At 71.8% G+C, this 14,849-nt stretch carries 8 protein-coding genes and 1 pseudogene; 7 read left to right on the forward strand and 2 right to left on the reverse strand.

Annotation, left to right across the window (positions count from 1 at the left end):
• The first annotated feature begins 27 nt into the window (after positions 1–27).
• The 4 genes from M3M27_RS06120 to M3M27_RS06135 all read left to right on the forward strand — a co-directional run bounded on the left by M3M27_RS06120 (position 28) and on the right by M3M27_RS06135 (position 10,081).
• A complete protein-coding gene (locus M3M27_RS06120; RefSeq protein WP_140719138.1) occupies positions 28–2,067 on the forward strand; it encodes a methyl-accepting chemotaxis protein in 2,040 nt (679 codons plus the stop codon).
• A gap of 97 nt (positions 2,068–2,164) precedes the next feature.
• On the forward strand, positions 2,165–8,383 hold the full coding sequence (locus M3M27_RS06125) for an Hpt domain-containing protein (RefSeq protein ID WP_434027484.1): 6,219 nt from the start codon (positions 2,165–2,167) through the stop codon (positions 8,381–8,383).
• Positions 8,370–9,596, forward strand: a complete 1,227-nt coding sequence (locus M3M27_RS06130) for a chemotaxis protein CheB (RefSeq protein WP_434027485.1) — start codon at positions 8,370–8,372, stop codon at positions 9,594–9,596. The genes M3M27_RS06125 and M3M27_RS06130 overlap by 14 nt, the downstream gene beginning before the upstream one ends.
• 14 nt (positions 9,597–9,610) lie before the next feature.
• Positions 9,611–10,081 carry a chemotaxis protein CheW gene (locus M3M27_RS06135; RefSeq protein ID WP_140719134.1) on the forward strand — a complete coding sequence of 157 codons (471 nt, stop codon included), beginning with the start codon at positions 9,611–9,613 and terminating at the stop codon, positions 10,079–10,081.
• Positions 10,082–10,196: 115 nt separating this feature from the next.
• Here the strand turns inward: M3M27_RS06135 and M3M27_RS06140 are convergent, their stop codons facing one another.
• Together M3M27_RS06140 and bioA are read right to left on the reverse strand one after the other, a co-directional pair.
• Positions 10,197–10,928 carry a 16S rRNA (uracil(1498)-N(3))-methyltransferase gene (locus tag M3M27_RS06140; RefSeq protein WP_434027486.1) on the reverse strand — a complete coding sequence of 244 codons (732 nt, stop codon included), beginning with the start codon at positions 10,926–10,928 and terminating at the stop codon, positions 10,197–10,199.
• A complete protein-coding gene (gene bioA / locus M3M27_RS06145) occupies positions 10,919–12,337 on the reverse strand; it encodes an adenosylmethionine--8-amino-7-oxononanoate transaminase (RefSeq protein WP_140719130.1) in 1,419 nt (472 codons plus the stop codon). The genes M3M27_RS06140 and bioA overlap by 10 nt, the downstream gene beginning before the upstream one ends.
• Positions 12,338–12,387: 50 nt before the next feature.
• On the opposite strand from bioA, the gene nudE reads away from it, so the two are divergent.
• The 3 genes and pseudogenes from nudE to mazG form a co-directional block, all read left to right on the forward strand.
• A complete protein-coding gene (nudE, locus tag M3M27_RS06150) occupies positions 12,388–12,936 on the forward strand; it encodes an ADP compounds hydrolase NudE (protein ID WP_140719128.1) in 549 nt (182 codons plus the stop codon).
• The gene (gene cysQ / locus M3M27_RS06155; RefSeq protein ID WP_434027487.1) at positions 12,933–13,739 is read left to right on the forward strand and encodes a 3'(2'),5'-bisphosphate nucleotidase CysQ; all 807 of its coding nucleotides are present in this window, start codon (positions 12,933–12,935) and stop codon (positions 13,737–13,739) included. The genes nudE and cysQ overlap by 4 nt, the downstream gene beginning before the upstream one ends.
• Before the next feature lie 275 nt (positions 13,740–14,014).
• Positions 14,015–14,848 (forward strand): annotated as a pseudogene (mazG, locus tag M3M27_RS06160) (nucleoside triphosphate pyrophosphohydrolase); the annotation flags it as partial.
• Position 14,849 lies beyond the last annotated feature (1 nt).

Consider the following 14,849-nt stretch of genomic DNA (forward strand, 5'->3'; position numbering starts at 1 on the left):
CGCCACGCATCCGACCGAGAGGTTCCCATGAGCACCCCCGCCCCGGCCGCCACCAAGAGCCACAAGCTTGGCAGCGCCAACACCGGTTTCTGGCTTGGCCTGCTGATCCTGTCGATGATCGTGTTCGGCGCCAACACCGGCGTTGCGACCTGGCAGGGCAGCCGCCTGGCCGGGGCCAGCACGGGCGCGGCCGACCTGCAGGTGCTCTCGCAGCAGATCGCCAACCAGGGCCGCGAGGCGGTCGGCGGCGACGCCAAGGCGTTCGCCGCGTTCAAGGACACCAAGTCGCGCATCGACAACACCGTCAGCGAGCTGGAAGGCCAATACGGCAACGAGGCCGGCGTGGCTTCGCCGATCCGCCAGCTCAAGGCGACCTGGACGCCGCTCGGCAAGAGTGCCGGGCAGGTGATCGCCTCCGAACCGGCCGTGCTGGCGCTGTCCGGCAACGCCGACCGCTTCAGCGCCAGCGTGCCGCAGCTGCAGGCGCAATTGAACGAAGTGGTGCGCGCGATGACGGTCAGCGGGGCGCCGGCCTCGCAGATCTACAACACGCTCCAGCAGGTGGTGGTCGCCGGCACCATGGCGCGGCGCGTGACCGAAATGCGCGCCGGCGGCGCCGGCGCCGCCGCTGCCGGCGACGCGCTGGCGCGCGACGCGGTGGTGTTCGGCCAGATGCTGGACGGCCTGCGCAACGGCAACGAGGAGCTCGGCATCGCCCCGGTGCGCAATGCCGCCGCGCTGTCTGCGCTGGAGCAGTCGCAGGCGCAGTGGACCTCGATGAAGACCGACCTGGACGCGATCCTGGCCAGCTCGCGCAGCCTGTTCGCCGCGCAGTCCTCGGCGGCGGCGCTGACCGCCGGCTCGGGCAAGATGCTCGAAGACAGCAAGAAGCTGTTCGACGCGTTCTCGGCGTTCGGCTCGACCCGCGACACCCGCATCTTCCCGAACTTCTGGCTGAGCGTGGCGTCCGGCCTGCTGCTGGTGCTCTCGCTGGCGATGTTCGTGTGGTCGACGGTGCGCGCGCGTTCGCGCGAGCAGGAAGTCCGCTACCAGACCCAGGTCGAGTTCAACAGCCGCAACCAGCAGGCGATCATGCGCCTGCTGGACGAGATCAGCTCGCTCGGCGAGGGCGACCTGACCGTGAAGGCCTCGGTGACCGAGGACATGACCGGCGCGATCGCCGACGCGATCAACTACGCCGTGGACGAACTGCGCCACCTGGTGACCACGATCAACGACACTTCGGCCAAGGTCGCCGTGTCGGCGCAGGAAACCCAGTCCACCGCGATGCAGCTGGCCGAGGCGGCCGGCCACCAGGCCAACCAGATCACCACCGCGTCCGAGCGCATCAACGAGATCGCCTCGAGCATCGAGCAGGTATCGCGCAACTCCACCGAATCGGCCGAGGTGGCGCAGCGCTCGGTGGTGATCGCCGCCGAAGGCGCCGGCGTGGTGCGCGAGACCATCCAGGGCATGGACCAGATCCGCGACCAGATCCAGGAAACCTCCAAGCGCATCAAGCGGCTGGGCGAGTCCTCGCAGGAGATCGGCTCGATCGTCGAGCTGATCAACGACATTTCCGAGCAGACCAACATCCTCGCGCTCAATGCGGCGGTGCAGGCCGCCTCGGCGGGCGAGGCCGGCCGCGGCTTCGCGGTCGTGGCCGACGAAGTGCAGCGCCTCGCCGAGCGCACCTCCAGCGCGACCCGGCGCATCGAGAGCCTGGTGCAGGCGATCCAGGCCGACACCAACGAGGCGGTCACCTCGATGGAGCAGACCACCTCCGAGGTGGTGTCGGGCGCGCGCCTGGCCGAGGACGCCGGCACCGCGCTGACCGAGATCGAGCGCGTGTCCAACGCGCTGAACAACCTCATCAAGAACATCTCGATCGCCGCCCACCAGCAGGCCGCGGCGGCGACCGACATCACCCAGACCATGAGCGTGATCCGGCAGATCACCGGCCAGACCTCGCAGGGCGCCGGCCAGACCGCCGAATCGATCGGCCGGCTGGCGCAACTGGCATCGGACCTGCGCCGGTCGGTTGCCGACTTCAAGCTGCCGGCATGACCGGCGCCGAGCTGGGGAAGGACACGCAGATGACGTACCGTGACACGCCGATGCAGCACGCGAGCGCCCGCCCGGCGCGCGCGCCGGGGAGCATGCGATGAGCGCGCTGGCCGATGCGATGAACCACGCGGCGCTGGGCTGGGTGAAGCCGGAGCTGGACGAGACCCTGCGCCAGGCGCGGGCCGAGATCGAGGCCTTCGCCGAGGCGCCTTCCGACACCGGCCGCATGCGCTTCTGCGCGGGCTACCTGCACCAGGTGCAAGGCACCTTGCGGATGGTGGAGCTGTACGCCCCGGCGATGGTCGCCGAGGAACTGGAACTGCTCGCCCAGGCCGTGCAGGCCGGCCGGATCGAGGACCGCGACGAGGCCTGCGCGATGCTGATGCGCGGCACGGTGCTGCTGCCGGACTACCTGGAGCGCCTGCAGAACGGCCATCGCGACATCCCGATCGTGCTGCTGCCGCTGCTCAACGAGATCCGCGCCGCGCGCGGCGAACCGGGGTTGAGCGAGAGCGTGCTGTTCGCGTTCAACCCGGACGCCGGCAACGCCACCCCGGCCGAGCTCGAGCATGCCCGCGGCAGCCTGAGCGGGCGCAATCGCGAACTGCTCGACACGGTCGGCAACGCGGTCAAGGAGGAACTGCTGCGGGTCAAGGACGCCCTGGACCTGCACCTGCGCACCGGCGGCGAGCCGGCCGAACTGCAGGCCCAGGTCGCCGAACTGGGCGCGGTTGCCGACACCCTGGGCATGATGGGGCTCGGCGTGGCCCGCAACGTGGTCGTGCAGCAGCGCGATGCGCTGCGCCGCATCGTCGACGGCCAGCAGGCGATCGACGAAGGCCTGCTGCTCGACATCGCCGGCGCGCTGCTCTACGTGGATGCCTCGCTGGACGACCAGGTCGCCAATCTCGGCGCCTATGCCGAGGGCGGCGACGACGCCGGCGCCAGCGCCAACGCGTCCGAAGTGCGCCGCACCGTGGAGGTGCTGGCGCACGAGGCGATCGCCAATTTCGCCGCCGCGCGCGAGCACTTCGTCGCGTTCATCGAGACCAACTGGGATCACGCGCGCCTGGCCGACGTGCCGGCGTTGCTCGACGAGGTCGGCGGCGCCATGCGCATCCTCGACCTGCCGCAGCCGGCCGACTACCTGGAAGGCGTGCGCCGCTATGTCCAGCACGAGCTGATCGACAAGCGGCGCATCCCGAGCGGGCGCCAGCTCGACACCCTCGCCGACGCGATGGCCAGCCTCGAGTACTACCTGGAGGCGCTGCGCGAGCGCCGCCCCGGGCGCGAAGAGATCCTCGACATCACCCGCAACAGCCTGGAGACCCTGCGCTACTGGCCATTGCCGGTGGCGACGGCGGCGGCCGAGCCGCAATGGCACCCGGCACCGGCAATGGCGGTGCCTGCCGTTGCCGCCCAAGCCGAAGCCACGCTGGCGATGGAGGCCTGGACGCTCGCCCCGGCGGAGCCGGAACGCGGTCCGGCCGACGTGGCCGCACCTGGCGATGCGCCTGCCGAGGCGGCGGGCAGCGCGTTCTCCTTCGATCCGGTGGCGGCGGAAGAAGCGCTGCACGGGCTCGATGGCTTGCCGCAGGCGCAGGTCGCGCCGATCGACCTGTCGGTCGACGGCGGCCAGGCCCCCGCGCACTGGCGCAACGATTTCGCCGGGCAGGGCGCGGCACCGTCGGCATTCGATCCGGTGGCGGCCGAATACGTGGAGCACCCGCCGGCCGGGGCGGAAGAGATCCGCTATACCTTCGATGCGGCGGCGCTCGACGACGTCCCGGCGCCGGCCGTGGCGGAGGCGCCGGCGAGGGCCTACGACGCGCTCGCGGAGCTGGCCGCGCCGGAGGCCGCCGCGATCACGCCGCCGTTCCTGGCCGAGGTGCCTGTCGATGCGGTGTTCGTCGGCGAGCCGCAAGCCGACGCGGCCGAACCTGACGAGGCCGTGCCCGTACCGGCACCGGCCGATGTCGCCGGCGCGGACGGCGAGGCCGTGCAGCCGCTGGCGATCGAGGAGGACAATCCGTTCGTCGAGCGGATCGAGGCCGTCCCGGTTCCCGACGCCGAGCCCGCGTTCTCCGCGGCGCAACCGGGCGTGCACGAGGCGGTGATCGGCAAGATCGAACTCGACGAGGCCGCGCGTGCGTTCCTTGCGGAGCTGGATGCGGCCGCGGCCGGGTTCTCGCTCGACGAACCCGAAGCGCCCGAGGAGGCCGAGCCCACGCCGGCCGAACCGGTCGCCTCGGCGCCGCTCGCGGTGCAGGGCGGATTCGAGGACAGCGGCGGCGAGATCGACGACGACATCCGCGAGGTGTTCCTCGAGGAGTTCGACGAGGAGCTCGCCAACCTGTCCCAACTGCTGCCGGTCTGGCTCGCCGCGCCCGGCAGCCTGGACAACCTGCGGCCGATCCGGCGCGTGTTCCACACGCTCAAGGGCAGCGGCCGCCTGGTCGGCGCGCGTACCCTCGGCGAGTTCAGCTGGAAGATCGAAGGCATGCTCAACCGCGTGCTCGACGGCACCCGTCCGCCCAGCCCGGCGGTGGTGGCGATGGTCGAGCGGGCCTATGCCGTGTTGCCGCAGCTCAATGCCGCCCTGCGCCACGGCACGCCGGTCCATGCCGACCTGATGGCGATGGAGGCGGTGGCCGACCGCATCGGCGCCGGCGAGGAAACCTTCTACGTCCCGCATGCCGACGCGGACCCCGTCGAACCCGTGCAGGCGGCGGAGGGCACCCCGGCGTCCGTGGACAGCGTGCTGCGCGAGATCCTCGAGGCCGAGGTCGCCACCCACCTGGAAACCGTGCACGCCTGGCTGCAGGCCTCGCAGGTCGAGCCGCAGCCGGCGACCGAGGCGCTGTTGCGCGCGGTGCACACGATGAGCGGCGCGTTCGCGATGACCGACGTGCCCGAGATCACCTCGGTGACCTTGCCGGCGGAAAGCTACGTCAAGCGCGCCCTGGCGGCGGGCGTGACGCCCTCGCACGAAGGCGTGGAGGGCCTCGGCGCGACCGCCTCCGCCATTTCCGCCACCATCGACGCGCTCCAGGCCGAGTCGCCGCGGGTGCCGTCGTTCGCGGCGCTGGCCACGCGCATGCGCGGATTGGCCGACAGCCTGCCCGAGGCGCAGTGGCCGTTGCAGCATTTCGACGAGGAAGCCGAGCTGGAAGCCGAGCCGCCGTCGGTCCCGGAGCAGCCCGGCGAGCTCACCGGCGTGGAGGACCTGAGCGCCTACCTCGACGAGTCGGCATTGGCGGCGGCGGAGATCCACGCGCCGTTGCCGGTCGAGCCGGCGGAAAGCGTCGAGCCGGCCGCTTCGCTGCCGGTGGAGCCGCTCGGGTTCCCGTCGGCCGGAGCCGAGGCTTTCCTCGACGCTCCGGAAGCGCCCGCCGAGATCGAAACCGAAGCCGAGACCGACGCCGAAGCGGCAGCCATCGGCGATGCGCCGGCCATGGCCCAGGCGGACGATGGTGCAAGCGACGCCGATCCCGCCGATGCGGATGCGTTCGGCGAAGTGGAAGACATCACGCTGGAAGCGCCCGAGTTCGTTGGATCGGAAGAACACGTGGCCGATGTGGCGTTCGATGCGTCGTCGATCGCAGGCGAACCGGCGAACGATGCCGATGGCGGGATCCCGTTCGACCGGGAAACCGCCGCGGCAGCGCCGGGAACGGTCATCCACGAAGACCAAGCCCAGGACGAACCGCATGCCGGGCTGCCGGCCGTCGCGGAGTTCGCCGGGCTGTCCGGCGTGGCCATCGAGCACGGCCAGGACGATGCGCCGGCCGATCTGCGGGAGCTGGCCGAAGTGGCCGAGGAAGCCCTCGCCGCCGAAGGCCACGAAGAGGCCAGCGACCTCGACGCGCATGCGGCATTCGACGTCGCCGAGCCGCCCGCGATCGACGCGCCGGCGGACATGCAGGCCGCGGTGGAAGCCGAGGCCGCGACCGCCGAGGCCGACCCGAACGACCTCGGCCCGCTCGACTTCCAGGAGCTGGACAGCGAGCTGGTGGACATCTTCGTCGAGGAGGGCAAGGACCTGCTCGACCATTGCGACAGCCTGCTCGCCGGCCTGCGCGAGACGCCGGACGAGCGCGAGCTCCTGATCGGGCTGCAGCGCGACCTGCACACGCTCAAGGGTGGCGCGCGCATGGCCGGCATCAATGCCATCGGCGACCTCGGCCACGGCATCGAGTCGCTGCTGGAAGCCGTCGCGGCGCAGCGCACCGCGCTGGCGCGCGAGGACGTGGGCCTGCTGGAACGCGGCTTCGACCGGCTGCACCGCCTGCTGGTGCTGACTGGCCAGCATCGCGCGGTGGCGATGCCGGTCGATCTGATCGAGGCATTCGAGGCGCGGACCCAGGGCCGCGGCGAGCCTGCCGTGGAGGCGCCCGTGGCGTTCGCCCGGCCCAGGCCGGCCGCCGAGCTGGTCGAACCGGCGCCGCTGTCCGCGCCGGTGCCGCTCGAGCCGCAGCCCGAGGAAGAACTGCTGCCGCGCGTGCAGCAAGAGCAGGTGCGCGTGCGCGCCGACCTGCTCGACAGCCTGGTCAACCATGCCGGCGAGGTGGCGATCTACCGCTCGCGCCTGGAACAGCAGCTGGGCGCGTTCCGCGGCGCGATGGCCGAACTCGACCGCACCAACGTCCGCCTGCGCGACCAGTTGCGCCGCCTGGACCTGGAGACCGAGGCGCAGATCGTCGCGCGCTACCAGCGCGAGCAGGAGCATGGCGACCGCGACTTCGATCCGCTGGAGCTGGACCGCTTTTCGACCCTGCAGCAGCTCAGCCGCGCGTTGAACGAATCGGCCGCCGACCTGGCCGGCCTGCAGGGCGTGCTCGACGACCTGGCGCGCCAGTACGACAGCCTGCTGCAACAGCAGTCGCGGGTCAGCTCGGAACTGCAGGAAGGCCTGATGCGCGCCCGCATGGTGCCGTTCGACGGCCTGGTGCCGCGCCTGCGCCGCGTGGTGCGGCAGGCCGCCGGCGAAACCGGCAAGCAGGTCCAATTGGTGCTCGACGGCACCCACGGCGAGCTCGACCGCAACGTGCTCGACCGCATGGTCGCGCCGCTGGAGCACATGCTGCGCAACGCGGTCGCGCACGGCCTGGAGGCGCCGCACGCGCGGCGGGCGGCCGGCAAGCCGGAGGAAGGGACCATCACCCTCAGGCTTCGCCGCGAGGGCTCGGAAATCGTGCTGGAAGTGGCCGACGACGGTGCCGGCCTCGACCGCGAGGCGATCCGCCGCCGCGGCGAGCAGCGTGGCCTGGTCGCGCCCGGCGAGGCGCTCGCCGACAGCGAACTGGACGAATTGATCTTCGCCTCCGGCTTCAGCACCTCCGAACAGGTCAGCCAGCTGGCCGGCCGCGGCGTCGGCATGGACGTGGTCCGCAACGAGGTGCGCCAGCTCGGCGGTTCGGTCGACATCCACTCGGTACGCGGCGAGGGCGTCACCTTCACCCTGCGCCTGCCGCAGACGCTGGCGGTCACGCAGGCGGTGTTCGTGCGCATCGGCGAGACCACCTTCGCCGTGCCGGTCGCCTCGGTCAGCGGTATCGGCCGCATCGCCCGCGCGCGCTACGACTCGGGCGAGGGCGGCTACCGCTACGGCGGCGAGGACTACACCCTGTACGACCTGGGCACGCTGGTCGGGCAGGCCGCGGCCACCGCCGACGGCGCCGCGCAGGTGCCGCTGCTGCTGGTGCGCTCGGGCGAACTGCGCGCGGCGGTGGCGATCGACCAGGTGCTCGGCAACCGCGAGATCGTGGTCAAGCCGGTCGGGCTGCAGATCGCCTCGGTGCCGGGCATCTACGGCGCCACCATCACCGGCGACGGCCGCGTGGTCGTCATCCTCGACGTCGCGCCGCTGGTGCGCCGCCATCTCGCCCAGCCGGCGCGCCCGGTGATCGAGGCCCCGGCCGAGGTGCAGCGCATCGCGCCGCTGGTGATGGTGGTGGACGACTCGCTGACCATGCGCAAGGTCACCGGCCGCGTGCTGGAGCGCCACAACCTGGAGGTGGTCACCGCGCGCGACGGCGTGGAAGCGCTGGAAAAGCTCGAAGAGCGCATCCCCGACCTGATGCTGCTGGACATCGAGATGCCGCGCATGGACGGCTACGAGCTGGCCACGGCGATGCGCGCGGACGCGCGCTTCAAGGCCGTGCCGATCGTGATGATCACCTCGCGCAGCGGCGACAAGCACCGCCAGCGTGCGTTCGAGATCGGCGTGCAGCGGTATCTGGGCAAGCCCTACCAGGAGTTGGATCTGATGCGAAACGTGTACGACCTGCTGGGGATCGCCCGTGTCCGCGAGTAATCCCGCAGGTGAAGCCAAGCCGGTCGCGCTGCTCGGGCGCGCCGGTCCCGCGCGCGAGCGCCTGCGCGAGGCGCTCGCGCTGGCCGGCGCGCATGTGGTGCTGGAAGACGAGCCGGCCGCGGTGGATGCGCAGGCCTTGCGCGATGCCGAACCGGTCGCGGTGCTGGTGGCGCTGGAGCCGGCCATCGAGGATGCGCTGGACGCGCTCGAACCGGCGCTGAGCGCGCCCGGGCTGACGGTGATCTTCGACGAGGCCGATCTCGCCGCCCGGCGCGAAGGCTGGGACGCGCAGCGCTGGGCCCGCCACCTGGCGGCCAAGCTGCACGGGCATGGCGACGTGCTGCCGCCCGGCGCGGAAGTCGAACCCGCCTTCCTGCCCGAGCCCGGCCTGCCGGTCACGCCGGCGCAACTGCATTCGCACCACCCGGTGGACGCGCACCTGGAAGCGGCGGCGTTCGAGCTCGACCGCGTGCCGGGCGATGCCCTGTTCGACCCGGTGGACGTGCCGGGCCCAGGCGCCGGCCCTGCCGGGGTCGCGGCCCCCGCGCCCATGCAGGCGTTGGGCGATTCCAGCACCTGGGGCCTGGTCGACGTGGCCGTGGACGAGACCCCGCGCGTCGCGCGCGATTTCTCCGACCTGGCGACCGGCGACCTGGCCCTGGTCGCGATCGAGGAGGAGGCAGGCTCGCCGGCCGGTGCGGTGCTGGTGATCGCCGGCATCGGCGGGCCGGATGCGATACGCCGCCTGCTGTCCGCGTTGCCTGCCGAGTTCCCGCGCGCCGTCCTGGTGCGGATGGCGTTGAACGGCGGCCAGTACGGCAACCTGGTGCGCCAGATGGGCCGCGTATCGACGCTGCCGGTCGAACTGGGCGAAGCCGGGTTGCCGATCCGGCCGGGCAAGGTCTACATCCTGTCCGATGGCGTGTCGGTGGCCGAGGCGGAGGGCGGATTGGCGTTCGTCGCCGGCGACGATGCCGCCGCGCTGGTCGCGTCGCTGCCGGCGGCGGACAGTGCCGTGCTGTTGCTCAGCGGCGCCAGCGAAACCCTGGTCGAAAGCGTGCTGGCGGCGGCGCAGGCCGGCGCCTGGGTGGCCGGGCAGTCGGTGGACGGCTGCTACGACCCGGCGGCGGCTTCGCGGCTGGCGCTGCACGGCCGGCCCACGGCCGACCCGTCCCAACTCGCGCAGGCGCTGGCCGAGCGCTGGCCGGCCTGACATCGGAGAGTGCAGTGAGCTACGCCAACAACGACGAAATCCGCGGCGTCCTGATCCAGGCCGGCCAGGAACGCCTGCTGCTGCCGAACGCGACCGTGGCCGAAGTGATGTCGCGCGTGCCGGTCGAGCCGCTGGCCGACGCGCCGCGCTGGCTGGTCGGCCGGATCGCCTGGCACGGCTGGAAGGTGCCGCTGCTGTCGCTGGTGCGTTTCAGCGGCCTCGGCGAGGAGCCGCCGGCGGTCAACAACAAGGTCATCGTGCTGAAGGCGCTGGGCGGGCATTCCTCGCTGCCGTACTTCGCCTTGCTGACCACGTCGTTCCCGCAGCTGATCTCGGTGCCGCGCGACGGCCTGCTGGTCGACGCGTCGGAGGACGCGCTGCCGCAGGGCGTGCACATGCGGGTGCTGCTCGGCGAGCAGAGCGCGTTGCTGCCGGACCTGGAAGCGATCGAGGCGCGCCTCTTGGAACCGTCAGCCGCGTTGTAGATAAACGCGTCGCCACGCGCCAGGGAGGGGGAACGATCAGGCTGTTGCCGTTCCCCCTTCCTGGCGCGTGGCGACGCGTTCGTCATGGCGTCGGCGCCGGGTCTCTCCTGGCGCCCTACAGATCCCCGAACCGCGCCTGCAACGCCGCGATCGCCGCCAGGCCCGCGGTCTCGGTGCGCAGGATGCGCGGCCCGAGTCGCAGCCCCTGGAATCCGGCCTGCGCCAGCACCTCGCGGTCGCGCGGCGACCAGCCGCCCTCCGGGCCGATCGCGACCACGACCTGCGCGGTGGCGACCGCCATCGACTTCAACGCGTGTTCGCCCTGCGGGTCGAGCGTCAGCCGCAACGCATCGGCGGGAAGCCGGGCCGCCAGCTGGTTCAGCGCGGCCGGCGGCGCCAGCGACGGCAGCGTCGCCCGCCCGGACTGCTCGCAGGCCGAGACGATCACGCTGTGCCAGTGCGCCACGCGTTTCTCGGCACGGGCGGCGTCGAGCTTGACCTCGGTGCGCTCGGCATTGACCGGGATCACCGCGGCCACGCCCAGCTCGGTGGCCTTCTGCAGGATCAGGTCCATCTTCTCGCCGCGCGCGATGCCCTGCACCAGCGTGATCCGCAGCGGCGACTCGTTCGCCACCGGCTGCGCCGATTCGATCCGCACCCGGGCATCGCGCTTGCCGGCGGCGGCGACGACGGCGGCGTAGTCCTGGCCGTCGCCGTTGAAGAGCACGCACGCATCGCCCTCGCGCAGCCGCAGCACGCGCAGCAGGTGGTTGGCGGCGTCTTCCGGCAGCGCGACCTCGCTGCCGGCCTGCAACGGCTGCCCGACATGGCAACGGGTCAGGCGCATGCGGCGGCCTCCTCGATCGCGGCCAGGGTGGTCTCGGCCAGCAGCGCCAGCTGGGACTCGTCGATGCAGTACGGCGGCATCCAGTACAGCACGTCGCCGAGCGGGCGCAGCACCACGCCCCGCTTGAGCGCCGCCCTGTAGGCGCGCAGGCCGACCCGGGCCGAGGCCGGGAACGGCGTGCGCCTGCCGCCGTCGCGCGCCAGTTCGAACGCCAGCACCATGCCGGCCTGGCGCACGTCGGCGACGTGGCGGTGGTCGCGGAACGGCATCGCCAGCTGGCGCATCGTCTCCGCGGTGGCGCGGTTGCGTTCGAGCACCTGGTCCTGCTCGAAGATGTCCAGCGTCGCCAGCGCCGCCGCGCACGCCAGCGGGTTGCCGGTATAGCTGTGCGAATGCAGGAAGGCGCGTTCGCGCGAATCGTCCAGGAAGGCGTCGTACAGCTCCTGCGTGGCCAGCACCGCCGCCAGCGGCAGGAAGCCGCCGGTCAAGCCCTTCGACAGGCACAACAGGTCCGGCACGACCTGGGCCTGCTCGCAGGCGAACATCGTGCCGGTGCGGCCGAAGCCGGTGGCGATCTCGTCGGCGATCAGGAAGGCCCCATGCGCGTCGCACAGCTCGCGCACACGCTTGATGTACACCGGGTCGTGCATGCGCATGCCGCCGGCGCATTGCAGGCGCGGTTCGAGGATCACCGCGCAGATCTCGCCCGGGTGCCGGTCGAACAGGTCGGCCAGCGCATCGGCGGCGTGCAGCGCACGCTCGGCGGCGGACTGCCCCGGCGCGGCCAGGTAGGCGTCGGGCGAGGGAGTGAACAGCGCCTCGGCCAGCAAGGGCGCGTACACGCGGCGGTACAGCGGGATGTCGCCGACCGCCAGCGCGCCGATGGTCTCGCCGTGGTAGCCGTTCTCCAGCGCGACGAAGCGCGTGCGGCGTTCCTCGCCGCGATTGCGGAAGTAGTGGAAGGCCATCTTCAGCGCCACTTCCACGCCCGCCGAGCCGTTGTCGGCGTAGAACACCTTGGCCAGCGGCGCGCGCCCGGGCTGCCGCGGCGCGATCGCCAGCAGGCGCTCGGCGAGCTGCACCGCCGGCTCGTGGGTGAAGCCGGCGAGCATCACCTGCTCCAGCTGCGTGGCCTGGCGCGCGATCGCCGCGCCGATGCGCGGCTCGGCATGGCCGAACAGGTTGGTCCACCAACTGCTGACCGCGTCCAGGTAATGGCGGCCGTCGTGGCCGATCAGCCAGGCGCCGTCGCCGCGCGCGACCGGCACCAGCGGCAGCGTGTCGGGGTGCTCGCGCATCTGCGTGCAAGGGTGCCAGACCACCTCGAGGTCGCGCTGGCGCCAGCGGGCCGACAGCCCTGCGTCGTTGGCGTCTGCTAGCATTCCGGGTTCATGAACATGTTTCTGCATCCGCGCATTCTATCGGCCCTGCCGGCCGCCCATCGTGGCGCGTGGTGGCCATGAGCCGTTCCTTGCCGACCATCCACAAGGTCACCGAGATCGCCGACGGCGGGTTCCGCCGCCAGCAGCTTGATCTCGAGTTTTCCAACGGCGAACGCCGCCTCTACCACCGCCAGGTCAGCCAGGGCCACGGCGCGGTGGTGGTGGTGCCGATGCTGGACAGGGAGACCGTGCTGCTGGTGCGCGAGTACGCCGCCGGCGTGCACCGCTACGAGCTCGGCCTGGTCAAGGGCCGGATCGATGCCGGCGAGACGCCGGAGCAGGCCGCCGACCGCGAGCTGAAGGAAGAGGCCGGCTACGGCGCCCGCGACCTGGTCGTGCTGCGCGCGATGACGCTGGTGCCGACCTACATGACCCACCAGTCGTGGCTGGTGGTGGCGCGCGACCTGTACCCGGAGCGCCTGCCGGGCGACGAGCCGGAGGAACTGGAAGTGGTGCCGTGGAAACTGGCGCGCCTGGACGAGCTGATGCTGCGCGAGGACTTCTCCGAAGGACGTTCGCTGGCCGCGCTTTTCATCGCGCGCGAGTGGCTGGGGCGTCAGGCATGATCCGCCTCACCGCCGACCTGCGCGAGACCGTGATCGCGATCGCCGCCGATGCCGGGGCCGCGATCATGGACGTGTACGCGCGCGACTTCGACGTCGAGACCAAGAGCGACCGCAGCCCCTTGACCGAAGCCGACCTGGCCGCGCACGGCGTCATCGTCCAGGGGCTGGCGCGGCTCACCCCGGAGTTGCCGATCCTCTCGGAGGAATCGGCCGCGGTGCCCTGGGCCGTGCGCCAGCAGTGGACCAGCTACTGGCTGGTCGATCCCCTGGACGGCACCCGCGAGTTCATCAAGCGCAATGGCGAATTCAGCGTCAACATCGCCCTGATCCACATGGGCACGCCGGTGTTCGGCGTGGTGCAGGCGCCGGTGGACGGCCGCGTCTGGCACGCGATGCGCGGCGAGCAGGCGTACCGTCGCGACGGGGCATACGACACCGCGCTGCGCGTGCGCAGTCCCGCGCATGCGCCGCTGCGCGTGGCGGCCAGCCGCTCGCACCGCGACGCCCGCACCGAGGCGGCGCTGGCGCGCATGGGCGAGATCGAACTGGTCGCGCAGGGCTCCTCGCTCAAGTTCTGCCGCATCGCCGAAGGCGAGCTGGACGTGTATCCGCGCTTCGGCCCCACCTCCGAGTGGGATACCGCCGCCGGGCAATGCGTGCTGCTGTCCGCCGGCGGCGCGCTGGTGTCCGCCGCGACCGGCAAGACCTTCCGCTACAACCGTCGCGAGAGCCTGCTCAACGGCGATTTCGTCGCGCTGGGCGATACCGCGCTGCCGTGGCGGGACTGGCTGGCACAGTCGTAGGCATCATGTGCCCTTCTCCCTTCGGGGGAGGGCGTGCTGTTTGCGAACCATGGGTTCGCACGCGCCTGGAGGCTTGGCGCGCTGCGCCAGGCCGGGGCGCGAAGCGCGGGGTCCCAAAGAGGCGGACGAGGGTACGAGCGAAGCCTCGCGTTGCTTGGTTGCATGAGGCTTCGCCCGTATCCTCGCCCCAACCCGCACCCTGGCCCCACGCCAGCGGCGCGCGTGCCTTATCGCCCCAGCGGGAGAAGGGCTTGCCAACTGGATTTTCAACGACTATGCGGAGCCACGGCGTGGACCAGCCGAGCAACCCCGGACAGCGCGACATCATCGAACTGCTGCGCATCATGGCGCGGCTGCGCGATCCCGACGGCGGATGCCCGTGGGACCTGGAGCAGACCTTCGCGAGCATCGCGCCCTATACCGTGGAGGAAGCCTACGAGGTCGCCGACGCCATCGACCGCAACGACCTGGCAGGACTGAAGGACGAACTGGGCGACCTGCTGCTGCAGGTCGTGTTCCATGCGCAGATGGCGTCCGAGCAGGGCGCGTTCGGGTTCGGCGACGTGGTCGCTGCGATCTGCGACAAGCTGGTCCGTCGCCATCCGCACGTGTTCGCCCGGACCGAGGTCGAGGACGCCGAGGCGGTGGCCGCCAACTGGGAGTCGATCAAGCGCCAGGAGCGCAAGGACGCCGGGCATGCCGACGACTCCGCGCTGGCCGGCATCTCGCGCGGCCTGCCGGAGTGGATGCGCGCCGCCAAGCTGCAGTCGCGGGCGGCGCGGGTCGGTTTCGACTGGCCCGGCCCGGAGCCGGTCATCGAAAAGCTGCTGGAAGAGATCGGCGAGGTGCGCGAGGAACTCGCGCGCGGGCCGGTCGAGGGCAACCACGCGCGCCTGCAGGACGAGATCGGCGACCTGCTGTTCGTCTGCGCCAATCTCGCCCGCCATGCCAAGGTCGATCCTGGCGCGGCGCTGCGCCACGCCAATCTCAAGTTCGAACGCCGGTTCCGCGCGATGGAGGCGGCGGCGGCCGCGGATGGCACCTCGCTGGCGCAGCTGCCGCTCGAAGAGCAGGAGCGCTACTGGCTGCGCGCTAAGCTGGCCGAGCGCG

Source organism: Xanthomonas boreopolis (genome assembly GCF_046529185.1).
Classification (GTDB): Bacteria; Pseudomonadota; Gammaproteobacteria; order Xanthomonadales; family Xanthomonadaceae; genus Pseudomonas_S; species Pseudomonas_S boreopolis.